The 21,995-nt window shown below is 75.5% G+C and carries 10 protein-coding genes; 9 read left to right on the forward strand and 1 reads right to left on the reverse strand.

Annotation, left to right across the window (positions count from 1 at the left end):
• Positions 1-27: 27 nt before the first annotated feature.
• The gene (locus QNO07_RS13815; RefSeq protein WP_283992239.1) at positions 28-765 is read right to left on the reverse strand and encodes a methyltransferase; all 738 of its coding nucleotides are present in this window, start codon (positions 763-765) and stop codon (positions 28-30) included.
• Between the two features lie 305 nt (positions 766-1,070).
• Between QNO07_RS13815 and QNO07_RS13820 the strand changes: the two genes are divergently transcribed.
• The 9 genes from QNO07_RS13820 (at position 1,071) to QNO07_RS13860 (ending at position 21,979) form a co-directional block, all read left to right on the forward strand.
• The gene (locus tag QNO07_RS13820; protein WP_283992240.1) at positions 1,071-5,177 is read left to right on the forward strand and encodes a non-ribosomal peptide synthetase; all 4,107 of its coding nucleotides are present in this window, start codon (positions 1,071-1,073) and stop codon (positions 5,175-5,177) included.
• Entirely contained in the window at positions 5,174-12,031 is a 6,858-nt protein-coding gene (locus tag QNO07_RS13825; protein WP_283992242.1) for a type I polyketide synthase, read from the forward strand. Before QNO07_RS13820 ends, QNO07_RS13825 begins: the two co-directional genes overlap by 4 nt.
• A gap of 76 nt (positions 12,032-12,107) precedes the next feature.
• Entirely contained in the window at positions 12,108-13,670 is a 1,563-nt protein-coding gene (locus tag QNO07_RS13830; protein WP_283992244.1) for an ABC transporter substrate-binding protein, read from the forward strand.
• Entirely contained in the window at positions 13,667-14,638 is a 972-nt protein-coding gene (locus QNO07_RS13835) for an ABC transporter permease (protein WP_283992247.1), read from the forward strand. The genes QNO07_RS13830 and QNO07_RS13835 overlap by 4 nt, the downstream gene beginning before the upstream one ends.
• Complete coding sequence (locus QNO07_RS13840; RefSeq protein WP_283992250.1) at positions 14,629-15,444, forward strand: ABC transporter permease; 816 nt, start codon at positions 14,629-14,631, stop codon at positions 15,442-15,444. The genes QNO07_RS13835 and QNO07_RS13840 overlap by 10 nt, the downstream gene beginning before the upstream one ends.
• Positions 15,441-17,093, forward strand: a complete 1,653-nt coding sequence (locus tag QNO07_RS13845) for an ABC transporter ATP-binding protein (RefSeq protein ID WP_283992252.1) — start codon at positions 15,441-15,443, stop codon at positions 17,091-17,093. Before QNO07_RS13840 ends, QNO07_RS13845 begins: the two co-directional genes overlap by 4 nt.
• Complete coding sequence (locus tag QNO07_RS13850) at positions 17,083-18,483, forward strand: class I SAM-dependent methyltransferase (protein WP_283992254.1); 1,401 nt, start codon at positions 17,083-17,085, stop codon at positions 18,481-18,483. Before QNO07_RS13845 ends, QNO07_RS13850 begins: the two co-directional genes overlap by 11 nt.
• On the forward strand, positions 18,480-19,898 hold the full coding sequence (locus QNO07_RS13855) for a class I SAM-dependent methyltransferase (protein WP_283992256.1): 1,419 nt from the start codon (positions 18,480-18,482) through the stop codon (positions 19,896-19,898). Before QNO07_RS13850 ends, QNO07_RS13855 begins: the two co-directional genes overlap by 4 nt.
• Positions 19,895-21,979, forward strand: coding sequence for a condensation domain-containing protein (locus tag QNO07_RS13860; protein ID WP_283992258.1), 2,085 nt, complete (start codon positions 19,895-19,897; stop codon positions 21,977-21,979). The genes QNO07_RS13855 and QNO07_RS13860 overlap by 4 nt, the downstream gene beginning before the upstream one ends.
• Positions 21,980-21,995: the final 16 nt, after the last annotated feature.

The following is a 21,995-nucleotide window of genomic DNA, read 5'->3' on the forward strand; positions in this document are numbered from 1 at the left end:
TGTGGTCAGCGTTCTCGGCGGGTGACGTCAGCGGGTGATCAGGTGCAGGCCGTGGTCGCCGTCCACGGGGGTGAGGCGCAGTCCCGACCCGGCCAGTTCGGCGGACAGCTGCTCCGGAGTGAAGACATACCACCGGTCGGAGGCGGTGAACTCGGTGAGCGTCCGGCCGTCCTGCTCCACGCGGTAGGTCATGTGCCAGGTCACCGCGTCCTCGCCGGCGGGTTCGGCCGTGGCTGAACCGGTGTAGCGCCTGCGACCGAGGGTGGCCTCGCCCATCGGGACTGAGGGAACGTGCTCGGGGCGGGTCGGCGGGTACAGGTTGAGCACGGCCCGGCCGTCCGCGGTCAGTTTCCGCCCCAGCAACTCCCACAGGGCGCGCCGGTCCTTCGGGGTGAGGTGGCCGACGACGTTCATCGCGACCAGTCCCGACAGGTGCTCGGGCAGCTCGGCCGACAGCACGTCGGAGTCCAGGACGGTCACCCGGGCCGCCAGGCCGGTGTCAGCGCTGAGCCGGGTCAGCAGGGCGGTGCGCAGCGCGGGGTGGGGCTCGACGGCGAGGATCTCGGCGGCCGGCAGGGCCCCGGCGACCGCCGCGGTGCTCTCACCGGTTCCCGCGCCGACGTCGACCACCGGCCCGCCGGAGGTGTCCAGGCCGTCGAGTGCCCGGGTGAGGGCGGGGCCCAGGGCCTGCCACGCGGCGGGCAGCAGGACCGAGACGTACTCGGCGGTCCTGTCGTAGAAGTCCTGCGGTGCGGTCTCGCGCATGGTGTCTCCGGCGGCTCGGCAGGGGCTGGGCAGGTCGCTCCGGGGCTGCCGGCCGGGGGAGTCGGAACGGCTTCGTGCGCCGCGGAGAAGCGTGTTGTAAATGAATATCATAACCAACTAGCGAGTGGGGGTGTCTGTTCGGTGGCCGCTGATCGGGGGTGGGGTGTCCTCCGGTGGGACGTGCGGTGCGGTTGATCCATCTACATTGATTTGAAAATCATTTTCATCTATCGTCTCGCTCGTCACGCTCCCTCCTGTTCGGCAACGGGGGAGCCTTCCACCCGTGCCGTGATGACGGAGACCGGATGAACCAGCCTGCCCGGACCGAAGGCGCTCTCGCCCTCGTGCTCGACTGCATCGCCGAAGTACTCGGCAGCGACCCGGAGCAGATCCCGCCCGGACGCCGGCTCGCCGCCCTGGGGCTGGAGTCGTTCACCGCCGTACGGTTGCGGCGCAGGCTCCGTGAGCGGGCCGGCCAGGACCTCCCGCTGACCGCGTTCCTGGGCGAGGCGGCCACCGCCGAGGGCATAGCCGCACGTCTCACCGCCCCGGGGGGCGAATCCGGCGAGACGGCGGACGGCAGCGGCACGGGTCCGGTGGAGGAGGCGGGGCCAGGGGAGGGGCCGGACCTGGTGGCGGGGCCGGACGGGGCAGAGGGCGAGCCCTTCCCGCTGACCCCCATCCAGGCCTCCTACCTCGCAGGGCGGGCCGAGGGACTGCCCCTGGGCGGCGTGGCGACCTTCTACTACTACGAGTACGACCGGCAGGTTGCCGGCACCGCCGACCCGCTGGCGGACGTCACCCGCCTGGAGACCGCCTGGAACCGGCTGGTCGCCCACCACCCGATGCTCCGCATGACCGTGGACGACCGCGGCCGGCAGCGCATCCTGCGCGCCCCCGGCCCTTACCGCATCCACGTCGCCGACCTGCGGGACGCCTCCGCCGAACGGGTCGCCGAACAACTCGCCGCGCTGCGCCACGAGAGTTCGCACCGCTGCCGGCCGCACGGCACCTGGCCGCTGTTCGACCTGCGCGCGGCGCTGCTGCCGGACGGCCGGACGCGCCTGCACGTCGGCGTGGACGTGCTGCTCACCGACATGGCCGGCTGGATGCTGCTGATGCGGCAGTGGGGCGCGCTCGTCGCCGACCCCGCACACCGGCTGCCGGTGCCCGAGCAGCAGTTCCCCGACCTCCAGCGCACCCGGGCCGCTGACCCCGAGTGGGCTGCCCGGCGGGAACGCGACCGGGAGTACTGGGCGGCCCGCGCGGCCACCCTGCCGCCCGCCCCGGCCCTGCCGGTGCTGCGCGACCCGGCCGACACCACGCCGCCGCGGTTCGTGCGGTGTGAGGACGGCCTCGACACCGAGTCGTGGTCAGCGCTCCGCGCCCGCAGTGCCGAGCACGGCGTCACCCCGACCGCCACCCTGCTCGCCGCCTTCGCCTTCACCCTGGCCCGCTGGGGCGCGGGGGAGCGGATATGCCTCAACACCACGCTGTTCGACCGACCCGAGACCCACGGCGGAAGCACGGACGCCGTGGGGGACTTCACCACCACCGCCCTCGTCGGCACCCCGCCCTGCACTCCCGGGACGTGGGAGGGCTTCGCCCGGTACGCCGCCGAGGTCAACCACCGCTTCTGGGAGGACCTCGACCACCGGTCCGTGTCCGGCGTGGAGGTGTTGCGGGACCTGCGCGGCGCCGGGACCGCGCCCGCCACCGCATTGAGCCACCCGGTGGTCTTCACCAGCGGTGTCGGCCTGGCAGGTGAGGCGGAGCCCCCGGCCGGCTGGCTCGGCGAGGAGGTCTTCGGCGTCTCCCAGACCCCGCAGGTGCTGCTCGACCACATCGTGTGGGACGAGGGCGGACGTCTGCGACTGGCCTGGGACTGGGTCGAGGGCGCGTTCCCCGACGGCTGGATACGGGCCCTGCTCGACGCCTGCGTCCGGCTGCTGCACTCCTTGAAGGACCCCGCGGCGTGGACGGACCGCACTCTGGGCTGGGACCCCTCGTTCCGTCCGGAGGAACCGCTCGACGTCACGCCGTATCCCACCGCCGGGCCCCTCCTGCACGACCCCGTTCTCGACGCGGCCGGGCGTCACCCCTCCCGCCCGGCCCTGCACGCACCCACCGGCACCGTCACCCACGAGCGGCTGGCCGCAAACGCCGGCGCCACCGCGGAACTGCTCACCGCCCAGGGCGTCGGCCCCGGTGACCTGGTGGCGGTCGCCTGTGAGAAGGGCACCGCCCAGATCACCGCCGTGCTCGGGATCAGTGCCTCCGGGGCGGGCTACGTGCCGATCGAACCGTCCTGGCCCGCCGCGCGGGTCAGCGCGGTCTGCGAACGGGCCGGGGTGCGGCACGCCCTCGTCGGCCGGGGCGTGCACACCCCCTGGCCCGACGGCGTCACCGTGCACCGGCTGACGGCAGCCGGCCGGCCCGCGCGCCGAAACGGCGCAGGCCGACCGGCCCCCACGGCGAAGACCCCCGCCCCCGACGACACCTCCTACGTCATCTTCACCTCCGGGTCAACCGGCAGCCCCAAGGGCGTCGAGATCCAGCACCGCGCCGCCCGCACCACCGTCGACGACATCACCGACAGGTTCGCCGTCGGCCCCGACGACCGCGTCCTGGCACTGTCGGCCCTCAGCTTCGACCTCTCCGTCTACGACATCTACGGCGTGCTCGGCGCGGGCGGCTCGCTCGTGCTGCCCGACCCGGCGCGCCAGCGCGACCCGCAGCACTGGCTGGAAGAGGCCGGACGGCACGGCGTCACCATCTGGAACACCGCCCCCGCGCTGCTGGAGATGCTGGTCGAGTACGCCGAGATGGAACCGGAGCAGGCCGCGACGGCGCTCGGCACGCTGCGCCTGGTCATGCTCTCCGGCGACTGGATACCCCTGAACCTGCCGGACCGGTTGCGGCGGCTCGCGCCGCAGGCCCGGTTCATGAGCCTGGGCGGCGCGACCGAGGCATCGATCTGGTCCATCACCCACCCGGTGGGCGAGACCGACCCGAACTGGCGCAGCATCCCCTACGGGCGCGCCCTGCGCGGCCAGTCGTTCCACGTCCTCGACGAGGACGGCGCGCCCTCTCCCGTCGGTACGGCGGGAGAGCTGTTCATCGGCGGTGGCGGCCTCGCCCGCGGGTACATCGGGGACAGCGCGCAGACGGAGGAGCGGTTCACCGTGCACCCCGTGCTCGGGCGCCGGGTGTACCGGACGGGCGACATGGGCCGGTGGTCCCCGGACGGCACCATCGAGTTCCTCGGACGTGTCGACCGGCAGGTGAAGATCCGCGGGCACCGCATCGAACTCGGCGAGATCGAGGCCGTGCTGAGCCGCCATCGGGCGGTCCGGCAGTGTGTGGTGTCCTCGGTGCGCGGTCCCGACGGCAGGCCGCGACTGGTCGCCCACCTCTCCCCGAAGGGCACCGGCGAGCCGCCCACGCCCGAGGAGTTGGCAGCCGCCCTGCGGGAACGCCTCCCGGACTACATGGTCCCGGCCCGGTTCGTCTTGCTCGACCACCTGCCGGTGACCGCCAACGGGAAGATCGACCACGCGGCGCTCGCCGCGACCGCGCAGCACGTCCCGCAGCCCCGTGAGGCGGCGGACGCCCCCGCACCGGCGGTCACCGCCACCCGGCAGCCCCTGCCGCCGGGCACCGCCGCCCACCCGGCCCCCGACACCTCCTGGATCGCAGCGGCACTCACCGAGGCCGACGAACTCGGCCTGGAGGCCGCCTTGGTCGTACGGCCCGGCAGTCTCACGGCGGAGCAGGCGCTGCAGGCCTCCGCGACGTGGCTGCGCCGGCTGCGTGAACTGCGAGGCGACTCCTGGGCGCCACCGCGGCTCACCCCCGGTGGCCTGGCCGAGGTGCCCTGCACGCCGCCCACCGAACCGTCCGCCGACTCGATCATCGCCCGGCCCGCCGCACCGGTGCGGGCCGAGGTGCCCGCCGCGCGCACCGCACCGGACGTCGGCACCGGCCCGCAGAGCGCCGTGACAGCTGAGCGGAGCGCCCGCCGGTCGGGCGGCACCGTGCCCGACCCGGGCGTACTGGCGGCGGTGACCGAGGTCTTCACCCGGCTGACCGACGGGCCGGTGACCCCCGGCAGCACGTTCGCCTCACTCGGCGCCACCTCGCTCACTCTGGTGCTGGCCCACCGAAGGCTGCGCGAGGGACCCGCACCCCGACTCGCGCTCTCCGACATGTTCGAGCACCCGACGGTCGCCTCACTGGCCGCCCGGATCACGGAGCAGGCCGCCCGGCCGGAACCCAGGCAGACCGCGGCCCCGCACGCGGAACCCGTGCAGGGCCCGTCCGAACCCGCCCCCGCCCCGCAGCCCGCACGGCCGCGTCGCCGCACCGACCGCGTCGCCGCCCGGGCTCTCGCCGAGGAGACCGCACGATGACCGGCCCGCACTCCGAGGCCACGTCCGACGACGACCTGATCGCCGTCACCGCGCTGGACTGCCGCTTCCCCGGCGCCCCCGACACCGAGGCGTTCTGGGACCTCCTGATCTCCGGCCGCAGCGGACTGACCCGGCTCGACAGCGGGGAGAACGCCGCCGGTGCGGGCCGAGCGGACCCCGCCCACGTGCCGGTCAGCGGCCTCATCGACGGTCAGGACCAGTTCGACCCGGGCCCGTTCGGCCTCACCGACGCGGAAGCGGCGGCCATGGACCCGCAGCAGCGCCTGTTCCTCGAATCCTGCTGGCGGGCCCTGGAACGGGCGGGCCACGGCGGCGGTAACGGAGCGGGAGCCGTCGGCGTGTTCGCGGGCGCCGCACACAGCGACTACCTCACCCGCAACCTGGCCGACCGCTACGCCGACTCGGCCGCGGACCCGGTCGGCAGCCTGCAGGCGGCCCTCGGGGGAGTGGCGGACTACCTGCCGCTGCACGTCGCCCACCGGCTGGGGCTCACCGGGCCAGCCCTCGCCGTCGGCACCGCGTGCTCCACGTCGCTGGTCGCCGTCCACCTCGCCGCCCAGTCACTGCTCGCCGGAGAATGCGACACCGCCCTGGCCGGCGGCTCCTCCCTCATCGTGCCGCAGGGCCGGGGCTACCGGCACGTTCCGGACGGCATCTTCTCGTCCGACGGCCGAGTGCGGACCTTCTCCGCACAGGGCACCGGCATCGTGCACACCCAGGGCGTCGGTGCGGCCGTCCTGCGGCGCCTGCGCGACGCGCTGGCCGACGGCGATCCCGTCCTCGCCGTCCTGCACGGTTCCGCCGTCAACAACGACGGCGGGGACCGCACCGGGTTCACCGCGCCCTCACCGCGCGGCCAGGCCCGCGCCGTCACCGAAGCGCTCGCCGTCGCCGGCCTCGAACCGGCGGACATCGGCTACGTCGAGGCCCACGGCACCGCCACCCGGCTCGGCGACGTCGTGGAGGTCGGCGCGCTGCGCCGCGTCTTCGGCGACAGCGGGCCCGCCTGGTGCGGCCTCGGCTCGGTCAAGAGCAACATCGGCCACGCCAACTCGGCCGCCGGTATCGCCGGCTTCGCGAAGACCGTGCTGGCCCTGCACCACGGGCAGCTGCCGCCCACCCTCGACGCGGCGCCGCTCAACCCGGACCTCCAACTGGACGACTCGCCGTTCACGGTCGTGCACCGGGCCACCGCCTGGCCCGGCCAGCGGTACGCCGGTGTCAGCTCGTTCGGCATCGGCGGCACCAACTGCCACGTAATCCTCGGCAGTGCGCCGCCCCGCACCGGTTCCCCCGCCGACCCCCGGCCGCAACTCGCCCTGCTCTCCGCCCACCGCGACGACGCCCTGGCGTCCCTCGCCGAGGCCACCGCGACAGCGGCGCGGCAGCCCGGTTTCCAGACGGCGGACGCCGCGCACACCCTGCACGCGGGCCGCGCGGCGCTGTCCCGCCGCGCGGCGGCGGTACTCACCGGCGACCCCTCAGCCGACGCGCGCAACCTGCGCACCGCCGACCGCCGGGCCGTCAGCACCCCGGTGCCCCGGATCGTCTTCGCCTTCCCCGGCGGGGGCACCCAGTACCCGGGCATGGCGCGCGAACTGTGCGCTGAAGAAACTGAGTTCGCCCGCACTGTGGAGGAGTGCGCCGCCCTCTTCGATGACGGCGTCAACCCCGGACTGGCCGACCTCGTCACCGCCGACCCGTCCGACGACGCGGCCAGGCGGCAGCTGCGGGACCCCGCGTACGGCCTGCCCGCCCTGTTCACCGTGTCCCTCGCCGCCGCCCGGACCCTCATGGCCTGGGGCGTCGAGCCCGACGCGGTGGTGGGGCACAGCCTCGGCGAGTACGCCGCGGCCGTCGTGGCCGGCGCGCTGACCGTCGCCGACGCCGCCGCCCTGGTGGCCGTGCGCTCACACGGCATGTCCCAGGCGGCAGGCGGCGGTGCGATGCTGACCGTGCCGCTCTCCGAGCACGAGGTCATCACACTGCTGCGCGGCCACCCGGAACTGGACCTGGCCGCTGTCAACGGCCCCCGCACCTGCGTGGTCGCGGGCGCGGAGCACGCGGTGGCCGCGCTGGAGGCGCAGCTGGCCGGAGAGGACCTGCGCACGGTACGGCTCTCGCTGGACGCCGCCGCCCACTCCCGCCTGGTCGACCCGGTGCTCCCGCAACTGCGCACCGCTGCAGAGGCGATCGCACCACGCGTTCCCGAACTGCCGCTGGCCACCACGCTGACGGGGAAGTTCCTGCACACCGAGCCCGGCGCCGACCACTGGGTCCCCCACCTGCGCTCGGTGGTGCGCTTCTCCGACGCCCTGACCACGGTGCTGGAGGACGGGCCCACCGCCATCGTCCAGACCGGACCCGGCAGCGGGCTGCTGCAACTGGCCCGGCAGCAGCCCGGCCGGAGCCTGCTCGCGACGCTCGCCACCTTCCCCGACCGGGACGAGCCCACCGGCGGACGGGCCGCGCTGCTCTCCGCCGCGGGAGCGCTGTGGACCCACGGCGCGCGACTGGACGCCAGTGCCCTGCACCGCCCGGGCCGACGCCGGACCGCCCTGCCCGGTCTGCCCTTCCAGCGCCGCCGGCTGTGGATCGACCCTCCGGAGCGGCCCCGCGCCGGCGCAGGCTCCGCGCTTCCCGCGAGGCCGGCCCCCGACGAGCGGGAGCCCCTGCAACTGCCGGTCTGGCACCGCGTCCCCGGCCCCGGCGCCGCGCCCCTGACCGGCCGATGGCTGGTCGAGGGACCGGAGAACGCGCCGCTGACCGCTGCGGTACGCGAGGCGCTCACCGGTGCCGGTGCCCGTACCGTCACCCTCACCGAGGTCGAGCGGGCCCCCGGCGAACCCTGCACGGGCATCGTCCTGCTCGACCCCACCGACCCCGGCCGGTCCGAAACCGGCCCCGCCGATCCCGGTCCGTCCGACACCGCTGCGGGCGGGACCGACGCCGGTGGCCGGGAGACGGACGCCGCCGACCAGGTCGCTGCCTCGGTCATGCGCTACGCCCGCGTGGCGTCGGCGGCAGCCGCCTGGGCGGACCGTGCCGTGCTGCTGCACCTCACCACCGGGTCCCAGCAGGCCGAGAGCGGGGACCGGCCGCACCCCGAGGGCGCGGCGGCGCTCGCGCTGCCCCGCGTGCTCGCGCAGGAGTTCCCCGGTCTGCGCTGGCGCGCGGTGGACCTCCCGGCCGTCCCGGCCCTGCCCGGTGCCCTCCGCGCGGTGTGTGCGGAGGCCGCCGACCTCGCGGCGGGCCCCGCGAACGGAGTCGAGGCCGCCCTGCGGGGGACGCACCGCTGGGTCCGCGGCATCACTCCCTGGCGCCCGTCCCACGAGGCCCCCCTCAGCCCCGTCAGCCCCGTCAGCTCCGTCAGCGACTCCGGTAGCGCTGCTCCCGTCCGCGACGGCGGCATCGGCACGGCTCTGGTGCTGGGAGGGCTCGGCGACGTCGGCCTCGCCCTCGCTGCGCACCTCGCCCGCTCCGGGCGCCGGGTGGTGGTGACCGGTCGCACCGGCCTCGCCGCCGACCCGGCCCCGGGCAGCGTGCAGGCCGAACGAGCCGATTTCGTCCGGCGGTTGCGCGCCGAGGGCGCGGATCTGGAGGTGTGCGCGGTCGACGCCGCCGATCCGCAGGCGACCGCCGCGCTGCTGCACCGGCTCACGGAACGCGGCGCGCTCGACCTGGTCGTGCACGCCGCCGGAGTGGTCGCGTCCGCGGCGGTCGCGCCGCTGCGCTCCACCGAGCCCGCCACGGTGCGCGACCACCTGCACGCCAAGGTGGTGGCCGCCACCACGCTGCGCGCCGCGCTGCGGCGCCTCCCCCCGGAACGCTGGCCGGGCACCGTCGTACTGATGTCGTCGGCCACCGCCTTCGTCGGCGGGCTGGGTCTGGGACCGTACGCCGCCGCCAACCGGTACCTCGACGCGCTGGCCGAGCGCGAGCACACCGCCGATCCCGGCTGGCCGCGGTGGATCAGCGTCGCCTGGGACGGCTGGCGGGTCGGTCCCGGCGGCACCGAGCGTGTGGTCGCCTCCCGGCACTCCATCGGGCTGGCGGACGGCATGCGCAGCGTGGACCGGATCCTCGCTCTGGCCGCCCAGAGCCGGGCCCCGGCCTCGCTCGCCGTCTCCCCGGCCGACATCGCCCCGCGCACCGCGGGTTCGCCGCCTTCGGTGCCCGTGCTCCCGGACTCCGGTGCCGCCCCCGCAACCGCTGAAGGCAGCGGTCCGCGCACCGCGGCGGAACGGGCGCTAGCCGCACTGTGGTCGCAGCTGCTGGGGTTCCCCGTAGCCGACCGCGACGCGGACTTCTTCGCCCTGGGCGGCCACTCGCTGCTGGCCACCCGCATGCTGGCCCGGCTGCGCGACGACCACGGTGTCGAACTGCGGCTCAGCGACCTGCTGGCCCGCCCCACCGTCGCCGCCCTCGCCACCCTGCTGCCCGCCGCCGACACCCCCGCCGCCGACACCCCCGCCGCCGACACCCCCGCCGCCGACACCCCCGCGCCCGCTCCTGTGGCGGCTGTGGAACCGGCAGGACTGCCCACCGGCGGCACCGGGCACGGCGACCCGGGCGACTTCCCCCTGACCCGGGTGCAGCACGCGTACTGGGTCGGCGGCTCGGGCGGCTACCGCCTGGGCGACGTGCCCTGCTCCTTCCACCTGGAGTACGACTGCCCGGGGCTGGACACCGCCCGCTACGAGGAGGCATGGAACCGGGTGATCGCCCGGCATCCCATGCTCCGGGCCGTCATCTCCCCGGAAGGCCGCAACCGTGTCCTGGAGAAGGTGCCGCGGTACCGCATCCGCGTCCAGGACCTCACCGGCAAGGACCCCGCGGAGCGCGACCGCACGCTGGAACGCATCCGGGACCGCATGGTCCGCCGTGAACCGCGCCCCGGCCGCTGGCCACTTGTCGACATCCGAGCCGCCCGCCTCCCGGGGGACGTGGTGCGCCTATTCGTCAACGTCGACGTCCTGGTGTGCGACACCGCCAGCTACCTCGTGCTGGACCGTGAACTACGCGCGCTCTACCTCGATCCCGGCGCCGAACTCCCCGCGCTGACCACGACGTTCGCCGAGTGTGTGGCCGCTCTGGAGAAGCGCGCCGCAGGTCCCGGCCACGCACGGGCCGCCGCCTACTGGCGCGCCCGGGCGGACGACCTGCCCGGCGCACCGGCCCTGCCGCTGCGCGAACCGGGGCCCGGGGAACGGCCGAGGTTCGGGCGGCGCACCGCGCGCCTGGAACCGGAACGCTGGAACGCCCTCACCGCCGAGGCGGCCCGGCGCGGCCTCACCCCGACAGCAGTGCTGCTCGCCGCCTACGGCGACACGCTGGCGCAGTGGTCGGGGCAGGACCGGTTCACCCTCACCCTCACCCTCTTCGACCGGCCGGCCGAACTCCCCGGTGCGGACGCCGTCGTCGGTGACTTCACCTCGCTCATGCTGCACGAGGTCGACCGCAGTGCGGACGCCGGTTTCGCCGACGCCGCGACACAGGCGCAGCGCACCCTGTTCGAGGACCTGGACCACCGGGAGTTCTCCGCCCTGGAACTGCTCGCCGAGCAGTCCACGCGCACCGGGCGCAGCATGTCCGTGCCCGTGGTCTTCACCAGCGCCCTCGGGCTGTCCGGCCCGCTGGGCGGCGGGCACGACCTGGACTGGGCCGGAACGCCGGTGCACGGCGTCAGCAGCACGCCCCAGACCTGGCTGGACCACCAGGTGATCGAGCAGCACGGAGCACTGCTGCTCCAGTGGGACGTGCTGGAGAGCGCCGTGCCGCCGGAGGAGGCCGACCGCGCCTTCGACGCCTACGTGGCACGGGTCCGGTCGCTGGCTGACGGACCGGCCCGGTGGGACACCGGCCCGAGGCGGTTCACCGCTTCTCCCACCGCCCCCGCCGCACCGCCTGGCACCCCGTCCGCCGGTCCCGTCGAGGTCCCGACGCCGCAAGCCGACGAGGACGTGGCGCTGCTGCTGCGCGACGGCGACGGCCGGCGCCCGCTGTTCCTCATGCACCCGTCCGGCGGTGACGTGCTCTGCTACGGCGAACTCGCCGGTCTGCTGGGCGACGGCCGACCCGTCGTCGCCCTGACCGACCCCGCCCTCACGGGCGGCACGGGCCCGTCCGGTATCCCCGAGATGGCGGACCGGTACCTCGCGGCGCTGCGCCCCCACCAACCGCACGGCCCCTATCTGCTCGGCGGCTGGTCGATGGGTGGAACGGTCGCCCACGAGATGGCGGCCGAGCTGGAACGGCGCGGGGAGCGCACCGACCTGCTGGTGCTGGTCGACTCCAACACCCCCGACCGCATCCGCCACCTGGGCGGCACCGACCGCGCCCAGGACAGCGCGATCGCGGCCCTGCGCTACCTGCATTCGCTGGAGGCGTTCCTCGACCTCGACCTCGGCCTGGGCGGCGACGCGGACGTCGAAGCGGCACTGCGCGACGCCCGCACACCGCGCGACTTCGTCACCGAACGGCTGCGGGACGTCGGCCTCATCGGCGCCCGGGAGTCGGCCGACACCCGGCTTGCGGTCTTCGAACGCCACCTGCGCGCGCTCGGCGAGCACCGCGCCGCACACCTCACCGACCCCGTCACCCGGGCGCTGATCGTGGCCGCGGACCGCCCCTCACCCCGCAACGCGGGAGTCGGCATGGGAGTCGACGACGCCCCCGACCTGCCCGCCCTGGGCTGGCGGCCCCATCTGCGCGGCCCGGTCCAGGAGGAGACCGTCGAGGGTCACCACTACTCGCTGCTCAGCGGCCCGGCAGCCGTGCGCGTCGCCGCGCTGGTCGACCGGGCGCTGGCCGCACTTCCGCCCGGGGGTTGACCGCCCTCACCCCGGACGCCACAAGCCCCACTCACCCCCCGCACCACCCGACGCTCCTCCCGACGTGGAAAGACCGATGCACCCGAAATCACCGACCTCGCCGCGGCCCCGGGCCGCAGCCGCCCTCGCCGCGGTCACCGCCGGACTGCTCGCCCTCAGCGGCTGTGGCTCGTCCGACGAACCCGCGAAGAAGTCCGGCACCTCCTCCTCCAAGCCGGTCGACGGCGGCACCCTGCGGTACGCCGCCACCGGGTCCCCCGCCACCGCCAGCAACGACCCGCACGGCGGCCTCGGCAACGAGTCCGACGTCCTGCGCTTCGCCCTGACCTACGACGTGCTCACCGTGCCCGGCAAGGACGGCACCACCAAGCCGCGGCTCGCCACGTCATGGAAGCCCAACAGCACCATGGACCGCTGGACGTTCCAGCTGCGCGACGACGCCTCATTCGGCGACGGCGAGCCGGTCCGCGCCGAGGACGTGCTCTACTCCCTGCGCCGGATCACGGAGAAGGCGGCCGAGAACTACGGCCGGCTCGCCGACTTCGACATGAAGGCGTCCAAGGCCGACAGCGACCACACGCTGGTGCTCGCCACCAGGGAGCCCATGGCCGACGCGCCGAGGGCGCTGGAGTCGATCAGCTTCGTCGTGCCCGAGGGCGCCGACGACTTCTCCGACCCCGTCCCCGGGTCCGGCCCCTACCGCCTCGAGAGCACCGGCGCGCAGACCTCCGTGCTGACCCGCAACAACGACTGGTGGGGCGAGCGCCCGCATCTCGACAAGATCGAGATCCAGGCGATCGCCGACCCCCAGACCCGCGCCAACGCCGTGGCGTCCGGGCAGGCCGACGTGGCCGGCAGCGTCAGCCCCGCCGCCGCCAAGAGCGCCGAGAAGGCCAAGACGCAGGTCGTCCACCGTGAAGGCGTCACCGAGTACCCGTTCGTCATGCGCCTGGACACCAAGCCCTTCGACGACCCCCGGGTGCGGGAGGCGTTCCGGCTGGCCGCCGACCGCAAGGCACTCGTCGACACGGTGTTCCTCGGCTTCGGCGAGGTCGCCAACGACCTCCCCACCCCCTACGACCCGTCCACGCCGCGCGACCTCCCGCAACGCACCCGCGACGTCGACAAGGCCAGGAAGCTGCTGGTCGACGCCGGTCACGACGACGGGCTGACGGTCACGCTGCACACCACCACGTCCTACCCGGGCATGGACACCGCCGCCACCCTCTACGCCAAGCAGCTCGAGGACATCGGCGTGACCGCGAAGGTCAAGGTGGAGCCCGCCGACACCTACTGGACGGCCGTGTACGCCAAGAAGGCCTTCTACACCGGCTACTACGGCGGCATCTCCTTCACCGACCTGACCCGGGTGGGACTGCTGTCGACCTCGCCCACCAACGAGACGGCCTGGAAGAGCAAGAAGTTCGACGAGGGCTTCTCCAAGGCCATGGGCACCGCCGACGACGCCCGCCGCGAGGAACTGCTCGGCGGCATCCAGCGCGACCTGTGGAAGAACGGCGGATACGTCGTCTGGGGCACCGGTGACGGCCTCGACCTCGCGGCCCCCGGTGTGCACGGCCTGCCCGACGGGCCCGGCTTCCAGCGGATGTTCATCGACGGGGTGTGGAAGGAGAAGTGATCCTCCGTCTTGCCGGGCGCTCCCTGCTGACCGCAGTGGCCGCCACCGCCGTCGTCTTCGCGGCCACCGAGCTGCTTCCAGGCGACGCGGGCGGCCTCGCGGACAGCGGGCGCGCCTCGGAGGCGGACCTCGCACAGCGGCGCGCGGACCTGGGGCTGGACCGGCCCGCCGCCGAGCGCTACCTCGACTGGCTGGGCGGCACCCTGCGGTGGGAACTGGGCCGGTCCCTCGTCAGCGGCCGGCCTGTGACGGCGCTGCTCGCCGAACGGCTGCCCGCCAGCGTCGTCCTCGTCGCGGTGGCGCTCGCGCTCACCGCGGCGCTGACCTTGCTCGCCCTGGCCGTCGCGTACCTGCGCGGCGGCCGGGGCGGCGGCTGGGCGACAGGTCTGGCCGCCGTGCCGCAGCCCGTGTACGCCGCCGGGCTCACCGCCGTGCTCGCCGGGCTGCTGGGCTGGCTGCCGGCAGTGTCGGTCCTGCCGCCCGGCGGCTCGCCGCTGGACGCGCCGCAGGCCCTCGTCCTGCCGGCGCTCACCCTCGCCCTGCCTTCGGCCGCCTTCGCGACCGTTCTGCTCCGCGGCACGCTGGAGGACACCGTGCGCCGTGCGCACGTGGGTGACGCCCGCATCCGCGGGCTGCCCGCGCTGCTCGTGCTGCGACGGCACGTGCTGCCGTTCCTCGCCGTGCCCGCCCTGCAACTGGCGGCCCTCCTGGCGGGCGGACTGATGGCGGGCACCGCACTCGTGGAGACGCTGTTCGGCTACCCGGGCACCGGCCACCTGCTGGTCTCCGCCGTCGCGGTGCGCGACATCCCCGTCGTCCAGGCGGCGGCCCTGCCGCCGATCGCCGTGCTGCTGCTGGGCATGCTGCTCGCCGACCTGCTGGCCCGTCGGTCCGCAGACCGGCCGGCCCCCGCTGACGTCGCCGTGCCGGCGGCCACGTGCTCTGCCGCAGGTGACCGATGCCCCTGACCCTGCGCCCACCGGCACCCCCGCGCGGCGTGCTGCCGCTCGCCTCCGCCCTCACCGTGCTGCTCCTCGTGCCGCTGGGCCGGTTCGCCGCGCCGCACGCCCCCGACGAGCAGATCGCCCCGCCCTGGACGACGCCCGGCGCCACCGCGCTGCTCGGCACCGACGCGCTGGGCCGTGACGTGCTCTCCCGGGTCATGTCGGGCGGCACCCAGCTCCTGGCCGTGTCGCTGCTCGCCGCGACCGCCGCCGTGCTGTGCGGGACCGCACTCGGGCTCGCCGCCGGATGGAAGGGGGGACGGACCGCGCTGGCGGTGCACTGGCTGTGCGACCTGCTGCTCGCCGTCCCGGCCCTGGTGCTCGCCCTCGTCCTGGCCGTCGCCCTCCCGGGCGCCACCGCCGTCGTGGTGGCCTCCCTGCTCAGCGGCGCACCCCTGACGGCACGTGTGGTGGAGGCCCAGTCCGCGCATCTGCGCGGCGGCGGCCATGTCCGGGCCGCCGTCGAACGCGGTGAGCGAACGGTGGGCGTGCTCGTCCGGGAGGTCCTGCCCGCACTGCGCGGCCTGGTCGCCGCGGACGCGGGGCTGCGCCTGGTCACCGCCCTGCAGATCGCCGCGGCGCTCGCCGTGCTCGGCCTGGGACCGCAGCCCCCGGCCGCCGACTGGGCGCTGATGCTCAGCGAGAACCTGCCCGGTGCCGCCCTCAACCCGATGGCGCTCTTCGCCCCCGCCGTCCCCCTCGCCGGCTGCTGCTGGCTGCTGGCGGCAGCCGCCCACGCCCTGACCGACCGCACGGAGGCCGCCGTATGACCGCAGCGCACGCGGGTCGCCTCTCGGCGGACGACGCCGTGCCCCTGCTGGCGGCCGAAGGGCTCACCGTGCACCGGCAGTCCGACCGCAGCCCGGTACTCGGCCCCGTGGACCTCAGCCTCAGCGCCGGCGAGATCCTGACCGTCACCGGCCCGTCCGGCGCAGGCAAGAGCACCCTGCTGCACGCCCTGCTGGACGTCCTGCCATCCGGCCTGCACCGCACCGGCGGCACCGTGCGGTGGCGCGGGTCTGCCGTGCCGCAGGGCCGGGCCGCGCGCCGGTGGCGGCGTGACCGGTGCGCATGGCTGGGCCAGGACCCCGGTGCCGCGCTCCACCCGCTGTGGCGGGTCGACCGGCTGATCTCCGAGGACACCGCCGGCGACCGGGACAGCCGCGCGGCGCGGGTGCGCGCCATGCTCGCCGCACTCGGCCTCGACCCCCGCCTGGCGGCACTGCGCGCGGGGCAGCTCTCCGGCGGGCAGGCCCAGCGGGTCGCCCTGGCGCGGGCCCTGTGCGCCGACCCCGCACTGCTCGTCATGGACGAGCCGACCTCAGCGGTGGACCGGGCGACCGCGGACCTCATCGTCGAGGCGGTGCGGTCCTGGAGCGCCGGGCCGGGCCGCGCCCTGCTCCTGGTGACCCACGACGCCCGGCTCACCGCGGAACTGGGCGGGACGGCCCTGCACGTGGAGCCCGCCCAGGCCGGCAGCGCGAAGCGCCGACCGGTCGTGCCCGGCGCTCAACCGTGCCCGGTCCGCGGGGTCCCGGCGCCTGTCCAGGAGCCCGTCCCAGCCAGGGCTTTGGTCGGGAGCCGGGCCACCGTTCCCGCCGCGCCGCCGCCCACCCCTCAGGTGCCGCCGACCACCGTCCGGCCGCGTCCGGCCGCGCCCCGGGCAGCCCGTGGCAGGGACCTGCCCCCGGCCCCGGTGCTCTCCCTGCGCGGGCTGAGCCTGGCCCGGCCCGACGGCGTACCTCTGCTCGACCCCTGCGACCTCGACCTGCACGCGGGCGCGGCCGTCGCGGTGACGGGCGCCTCCGGGAGCGGCAAGACGACCCTGCTGTACGCCGTCGTCGGCCGCCGCCCGGCCTCCGCGGGGCAACTACTGCTGCACGGACGATCGTTGCCCCGCGACACCCGGCTGCGCGACCGGGACCAGCTGCGGGCAGTGCAGCTCGCCGGGCAGAGCCCGCTGGGGGAGCTCAACCCCGCTCACCGGGCGGGCCGGGCCGTGACCCGGCCGCTGCGGGTACTGCACGACCTGGACCGGCGGGCCGCCCGGGCCAGGGCCGCCGAGCTGATCGAAGCGGTCGGGTTGGACCCGGCGCTGGCCGACCGCAGGCCGGCCCGGCTCTCCGGCGGCCAGCGGCAGCGAGTGGTGCTCGCGCGGGCGCTCGCCGCGGCCCCCGACGTCCTGCTGCTGGACGAACCCACCTCGGCCCTCGACCCCGCCGCGTCGCGGACCGTGCTCGACCTGGTCGACCGGCTCCGCAGCGGCGGTCTCGCCGTGCTGACCGTCACCCACGACCCAGCGGTCGCCGAACGCGCCGACCGCGTACTGATTCTGACGGGCCGCCGGCTCGTCGCCGAGCCGTCGCAGGACGACGGCGCCCCGCGTGAGGAACGAATGGAGGCACCCGGTGCCCGATGACACCGCAGCCAGGCCCGCGCAGCGGACCACGGCCAGGAACGACACCAGCGCCGCGGAACTGCTGGCCGCCCACCCCTGGGTGGCCCGGGTACGGGCCGCCCAGGACGGCGGCCTGCTGGTCACGCCGGCGGCGAGCGCCACCGCCGCGGCACCTGTCCCCGGTCCGCTGGTGCGCGAACACCTCGACCAGTGGGCCGAGGTCTACGAGTTCGTCTACGAGACGGGCGAGGGACGGCGGTCCGACGACCTCGACCTGTCCGGCTGGCGGGCCTCCGACACCGGTCGGCCCCTGCCCGAGGAGCACATGCGGGACTGGGTGGACCGGACGGTGGAACTGGTCCTGGCCCAGCAGCCCCGCCGGGTCATGGAACTCGGCTGCGGCACCGGGCTGCTCGCCCACCGGCTGCACCCGGCGCTGGACGGCTACGTGGGAACCGACGTGGCCCAGGTGGCGGTGGACCGGCTGGCCGCCGCGGAGCTGCCGCACACCGCGTTCGTCCGCGCCGCCGCCCACGAGGCCGGCTCGCCGCAGGTGCGTCAGGCAGCCCACCGGGTGTTCGGCGACGGGGTGCGGCCCGACTGCGTCCTGCTCAACTCCGTCACCCAGTGCTTCCCCGATCTCGCCTACCTGACGGCGGTGCTGCACGGCGCGATCGCCGCGGTCGAGGACGGCGGCACTGTGATCGTTGGCGACAACCGGCACTCGGCGCTGCTCGAGGAGCACTTCGGCGCGTTGGAACGGCTCCGCGACCCCGAGGCAGGCGCGGCCGACCTCGCCTCGCGGACCGCCGCCGCCGTGGCCGCAGACGAGGAGCTGTCCTTCGCCCCCGCCGCGGTGGCCAGGGCGGCGGCGGCACAGTCCCGGCCGGTACGGATGGGCGTGCACGCCCGCACGATGGCGGACGCCAGTGAACTCACGCGCTACCGCTACGACCTGGTCCTGCACGTCGGCCCCGGCGCCGAGGAGGCCACCGCATCCGCCGTGCACCGCGAGACGTGGCAGGCGCACCGCGACCGGGGCCTGCACGCGGCGCTGCGCGTCGCCCTGGCCCGGCGCCCCGCAGTGCTGAGCGGCATCCCCAACGCCCTGCTCACCGACGCCCCCGGCGGGCTCACCCCGCACGCCCTGCGCAAGGCCCTCACCGGCACGGACAGCGCAGTCCTGCTGGACGCCGCCGACCCGCGGATGCTGGCCGTCGCGGCCCCGCCGGGCGCCGGAGCGGTACCCGTCGAAGAGGTCGCGGAGCCGCTGAGCGGACCGGCCGCGCACGAACCGCTGCCCGCCTTCGTCAGCCGACGGCTGCCCGAGGTGCTGCGGGACCACCTCAGGCGCGCCGCACCCGGCACCGTGCCACCCAGAATCACCGTCACCCCGGGGGACGCCGCGTGAGCGCCCTCGCGACGGCCGCCGCCCTGACCGGACTGCCGGGCGTCGCCGCCTGGCAGCTCGTGCCGGGAACCGAGGGGAGCACCCTGCTTGTCGCGGGGCCGCCACCGGGCGAACCGCAGGCCGCCGGTGACGACGCCGCGAGGGCGGTGGCAGCCGCAGCCCACGCCGGCGACCGCGCGGTGGCCGGCGCCGACCTCTCGGCGCTGCCCGACCTGATGCGGCTGCTCGACGACACCGCGCTGCTGACCATGGCCCGGATGCTCGACCGCGCCCGGCTGTTCCGCGACGGGGCCCGGCACGACGCGGCCGAGGTCGTCGCCGTGCTCGGCACGGCGCCACGCCACGCGTGGATCGTCCGCCGCTGGCTGAGCACCCTCACCGCCGAGGGGCGGCTGCGACAGGACCCCGGCACGGGCCGCCACCACACGCTGACCGCGCCCGACCGGCAGGCGTACGCCGCGGCGCGCCTCGCCCTGGACGAGGCACGGCGCGGACTCGACTACCCGGCGTCCATGACCCGCTTCTTCCTGGCCGCCGCCGACCGGTTGCCGCTGCTGATCCAGGACCGTGCGGCGCTCCAGGAGATCCTCTTCCCCGACGGGGAGACGTCCACCGCCGAGGGCAACTACCGCGACAGCACGCCGAGCCGGTGGGTGAACCACGCCGCGGCCGAGCTGGTCGCTGCGGAGGCCCGGCGGCGACCGGACGGGCGGCCGCTGCGGATCCTGGAAGCCGGCGCGGGCGTGGGCGGCACCACCGCCGCGGTACTCGACGCACTGGGCGACACGCCGGTGGACTACCTGTTCACCGACGTGTCCCGCTTCTTCCTCCGCGCAGGGCGCGAGGTCTTCGGTGACCGGCCCGGCATGCGCGGCGAGCTCTTCGACATCAACGCCGACCCACGTGTCCAGGGCTTCGCCCCCGCTTCCCAGGACGTGGTGCTGGCCGCCAACGTGCTGCACAACGCGCGGCACGCCGGCCGGGCGCTGGCCGCGCTGCGTGAACTGCTCGTGCCCGGCGGGCTGCTGGTGCTGGTCGAGTCCTGCCAGGAGCACTACCAGGCGCTCACCTCCATGTACCTGCTCATGTCGCCGCCGCCCGGCACCGGCGGGGACTGGTTCAGCGACCTGCGGGCCGGGCAGGACCGGGTCTTCCTCACCGAGGACGAGTGGGTGCGGCAGCTCGCCGCCGCCGGATACCGGCCCTGGCCCGTCCTCCCCGGTCCCGACCACCCGCTGACCGCCGCCACCGGCCAGCGCGTCATCGCCGGCCGGGCGGGCCCGGTCGGCGGCCGTCCCGACCCGCACGCCGTCGCCGAGGCCCTCGCGGCGCGGCTGCCGCCCGCCGACCGGCCCCTCCGGGTCCACGCCGTGGACCGCGTCATCGACACCACCCCGACTGGAGAGATCCCTTGACGTCGCCCACCGCGCCCGACACCACCGCCGGTCCCGGCAGCACCGCAGTCCCCGGCAGCACCGCAGTACCCGCGGACGCGGCAGGGCCCGGCACGCACGCCCCCGGGCAACTCGTCGACGCGGTACGGGAGGTGTGGGCGTCGGCCCTGGACCGGGACGTCGCCTCCGTGCCGGCCGACGCCAGCTTCCTCAGCCTGGGCGGGGACTCGGTGCTCGCCGTACGCATGGCCGCCCTGCTCCGCAAGCGGCTGGGGGCCGTTCTCGCGCTGGCCGACGTGCGGGTGGAGCACAGCCCCGCGCAGCTCGCCGCGCTGCTCCACGAGCGCAGCACCGGCGCGGGCACGGGGACGCTCCGCCCGCTCCCGCTCGACCTGCGGCGCCGAGCGGACCCGGACTCCTCCTTCCCCCTGCTCCCGCTCCAGCAGGGCTACTTCGTCGGCCAGCAGGACGCCTGGGAGCTCTCCTACCGTTCCGCGCACCACTACGCGGACATCGGGCTGGAGGACATCGAGGCCGACGAGGCCCCGGAGGCGCTGCAGGACGCGCTGGAACGGCTGGCCGAGCACCAGGCGGTGCTCCGCGCCCGCATCCTGCCCGACGGCACCCAGCGCATCCTGCCGCTCGACGACCCCGAGGCGGTGCCGCACCTGCGGACCACCGACCTGCGGGACGCCGACGAGGCACGGGTGGCAGAGGTCATCGCAGGGATACGGAACGAGATGAGCACCGAGGGCCCCGACCCCTCGCAGAGCTGCGGCGTCGACATGCGGCTGACCCTGCTGCCGGGCAACCGGGCCCGGCTGCACTGCTCCACCAGCCTGCTGATCATCGACGGCTGGTCGTCCGGCGTCTTCTACCGCGACCTGTTCGCCCTGGTGTCGGACTACAACGCGGTGCTCGCGCCGCTGGACATCGATTTCGGCGACTACGCGACCACCCTGCGGGAGCTGCCCGGCACCGACCAGTGGTGCCAGGACCGCGACTGGTGGTGGGACCGGCTCGACGGCTTCCCGCTGCCGCCCGCCCTCCCCCTGGTGGCGGACCCGGCCGAGGTCCGCCCCACGCTGATGGGAACCCGGCAGGCGGTCCTGGACCCGGAACGCTGGGCGGTGCTGCGTCGGCGGTGCGCCGAGCACGCGGTGACCCCGTCGGCTGCGATGTTCGCGGCCTTCTCGGCGGCGGTGGCCCGCGCCTGCGGCCACCGGCGCTTCCTGCTCAACTCGCTCCAGCTGAACCGGCTGCCGCTGCACCCGGACGTGCCGCGCCTGGTCGGCGCGTTCTCCTCCACCCTGCTGCTGCCGGTGGACCTGCCCGACGCCCCCGTCTTCGCGGACCTCGCCGCACGGGCGCAACAGGACATCGGGGACGCCCTCGCCCACAACCTGGTCACCGGCGTCGAGGTCTCCAGGGAGCTGGGCCGGCGCCGCGGCACCCACCGGCCCGTCGCCCCCGTGGTCTTCCAGTCCACGCTCGGAGTGGACGCGGCGCTGGGCAGCGAGGTGCCGCAGGAGGCCGGGCCGTTGGGCACCATCGACCTGCAGAGCCACCACCAGCAGCTGCGCACCCCGCAGGTCGCCCTGGAGGTGAGGCTGTTCGAGTTGCGCGGTGAACTCGTCGTGGTGTTCTCCCTCGTGGAGGAACTGTTCGCCGCCGAGGACGTCGACCGGATGTTCAGCGACGTCATGGCGACGGTGGAGTCCCTGGTCGAGGCGGACGGCTGGCGGGCCGTGGTCGAACTTCCCGCCGCCGTCGACGCCCCCGAGGGGGAGCCGGGGGAGGGCGTGAGCGGAGGCCGCCTGTCGGTTCCGGCCGACCGCGCTGCGGCGCCGGGCCACGAGCCGGGCCCGCCCCGCGGCGAGCGGGAGCGCTTCGTCGCCGACCACTGGGCGAAGCTGCTCGACTGCCCGGTGGAAGAGCGCACCGCCGACTTCTTCGCACTGGGCGGCGACTCGCTGCTCGCCGTGCGCATGCTCGGTGGCATGGCACGGGCCGGCCGCGGCCGGGTGGCCCCGCGCCGCTTCCTCGACCGGCCCACCGTGGCTGGCCTCGCCGAGGCCCTGGACGAGAAGGACGGGGCCTGAGTCCCGTGGCGGGGGC

It is taken from the genome of Streptomyces sp. 549 (assembly GCF_030124175.1).
Lineage (GTDB): Bacteria > Actinomycetota > Actinomycetes > Streptomycetales > Streptomycetaceae > Streptomyces.

Bases quoted from the DNA above. Each gene is read 5' to 3' on its own strand.
- QNO07_RS13815 (WP_283992239.1), bottom strand. From the start codon at position 765: ATGCGCGAGACCGCACCGCAGGACTTCTACGACAGGACCGCCGAGTAC.
- QNO07_RS13820 (WP_283992240.1), top strand. From the start codon at position 1,071: ATGAACCAGCCTGCCCGGACCGAAGGCGCTCTCGCCCTCGTGCTCGAC.
- QNO07_RS13825 (WP_283992242.1), top strand. From the start codon at position 5,174: ATGACCGGCCCGCACTCCGAGGCCACGTCCGACGACGACCTGATCGCC.
- QNO07_RS13830 (WP_283992244.1), top strand. From the start codon at position 12,108: ATGCACCCGAAATCACCGACCTCGCCGCGGCCCCGGGCCGCAGCCGCC.
- QNO07_RS13840 (WP_283992250.1), top strand. From the start codon at position 14,629: ATGCCCCTGACCCTGCGCCCACCGGCACCCCCGCGCGGCGTGCTGCCG.
- QNO07_RS13845 (WP_283992252.1), top strand. From the start codon at position 15,441: ATGACCGCAGCGCACGCGGGTCGCCTCTCGGCGGACGACGCCGTGCCC.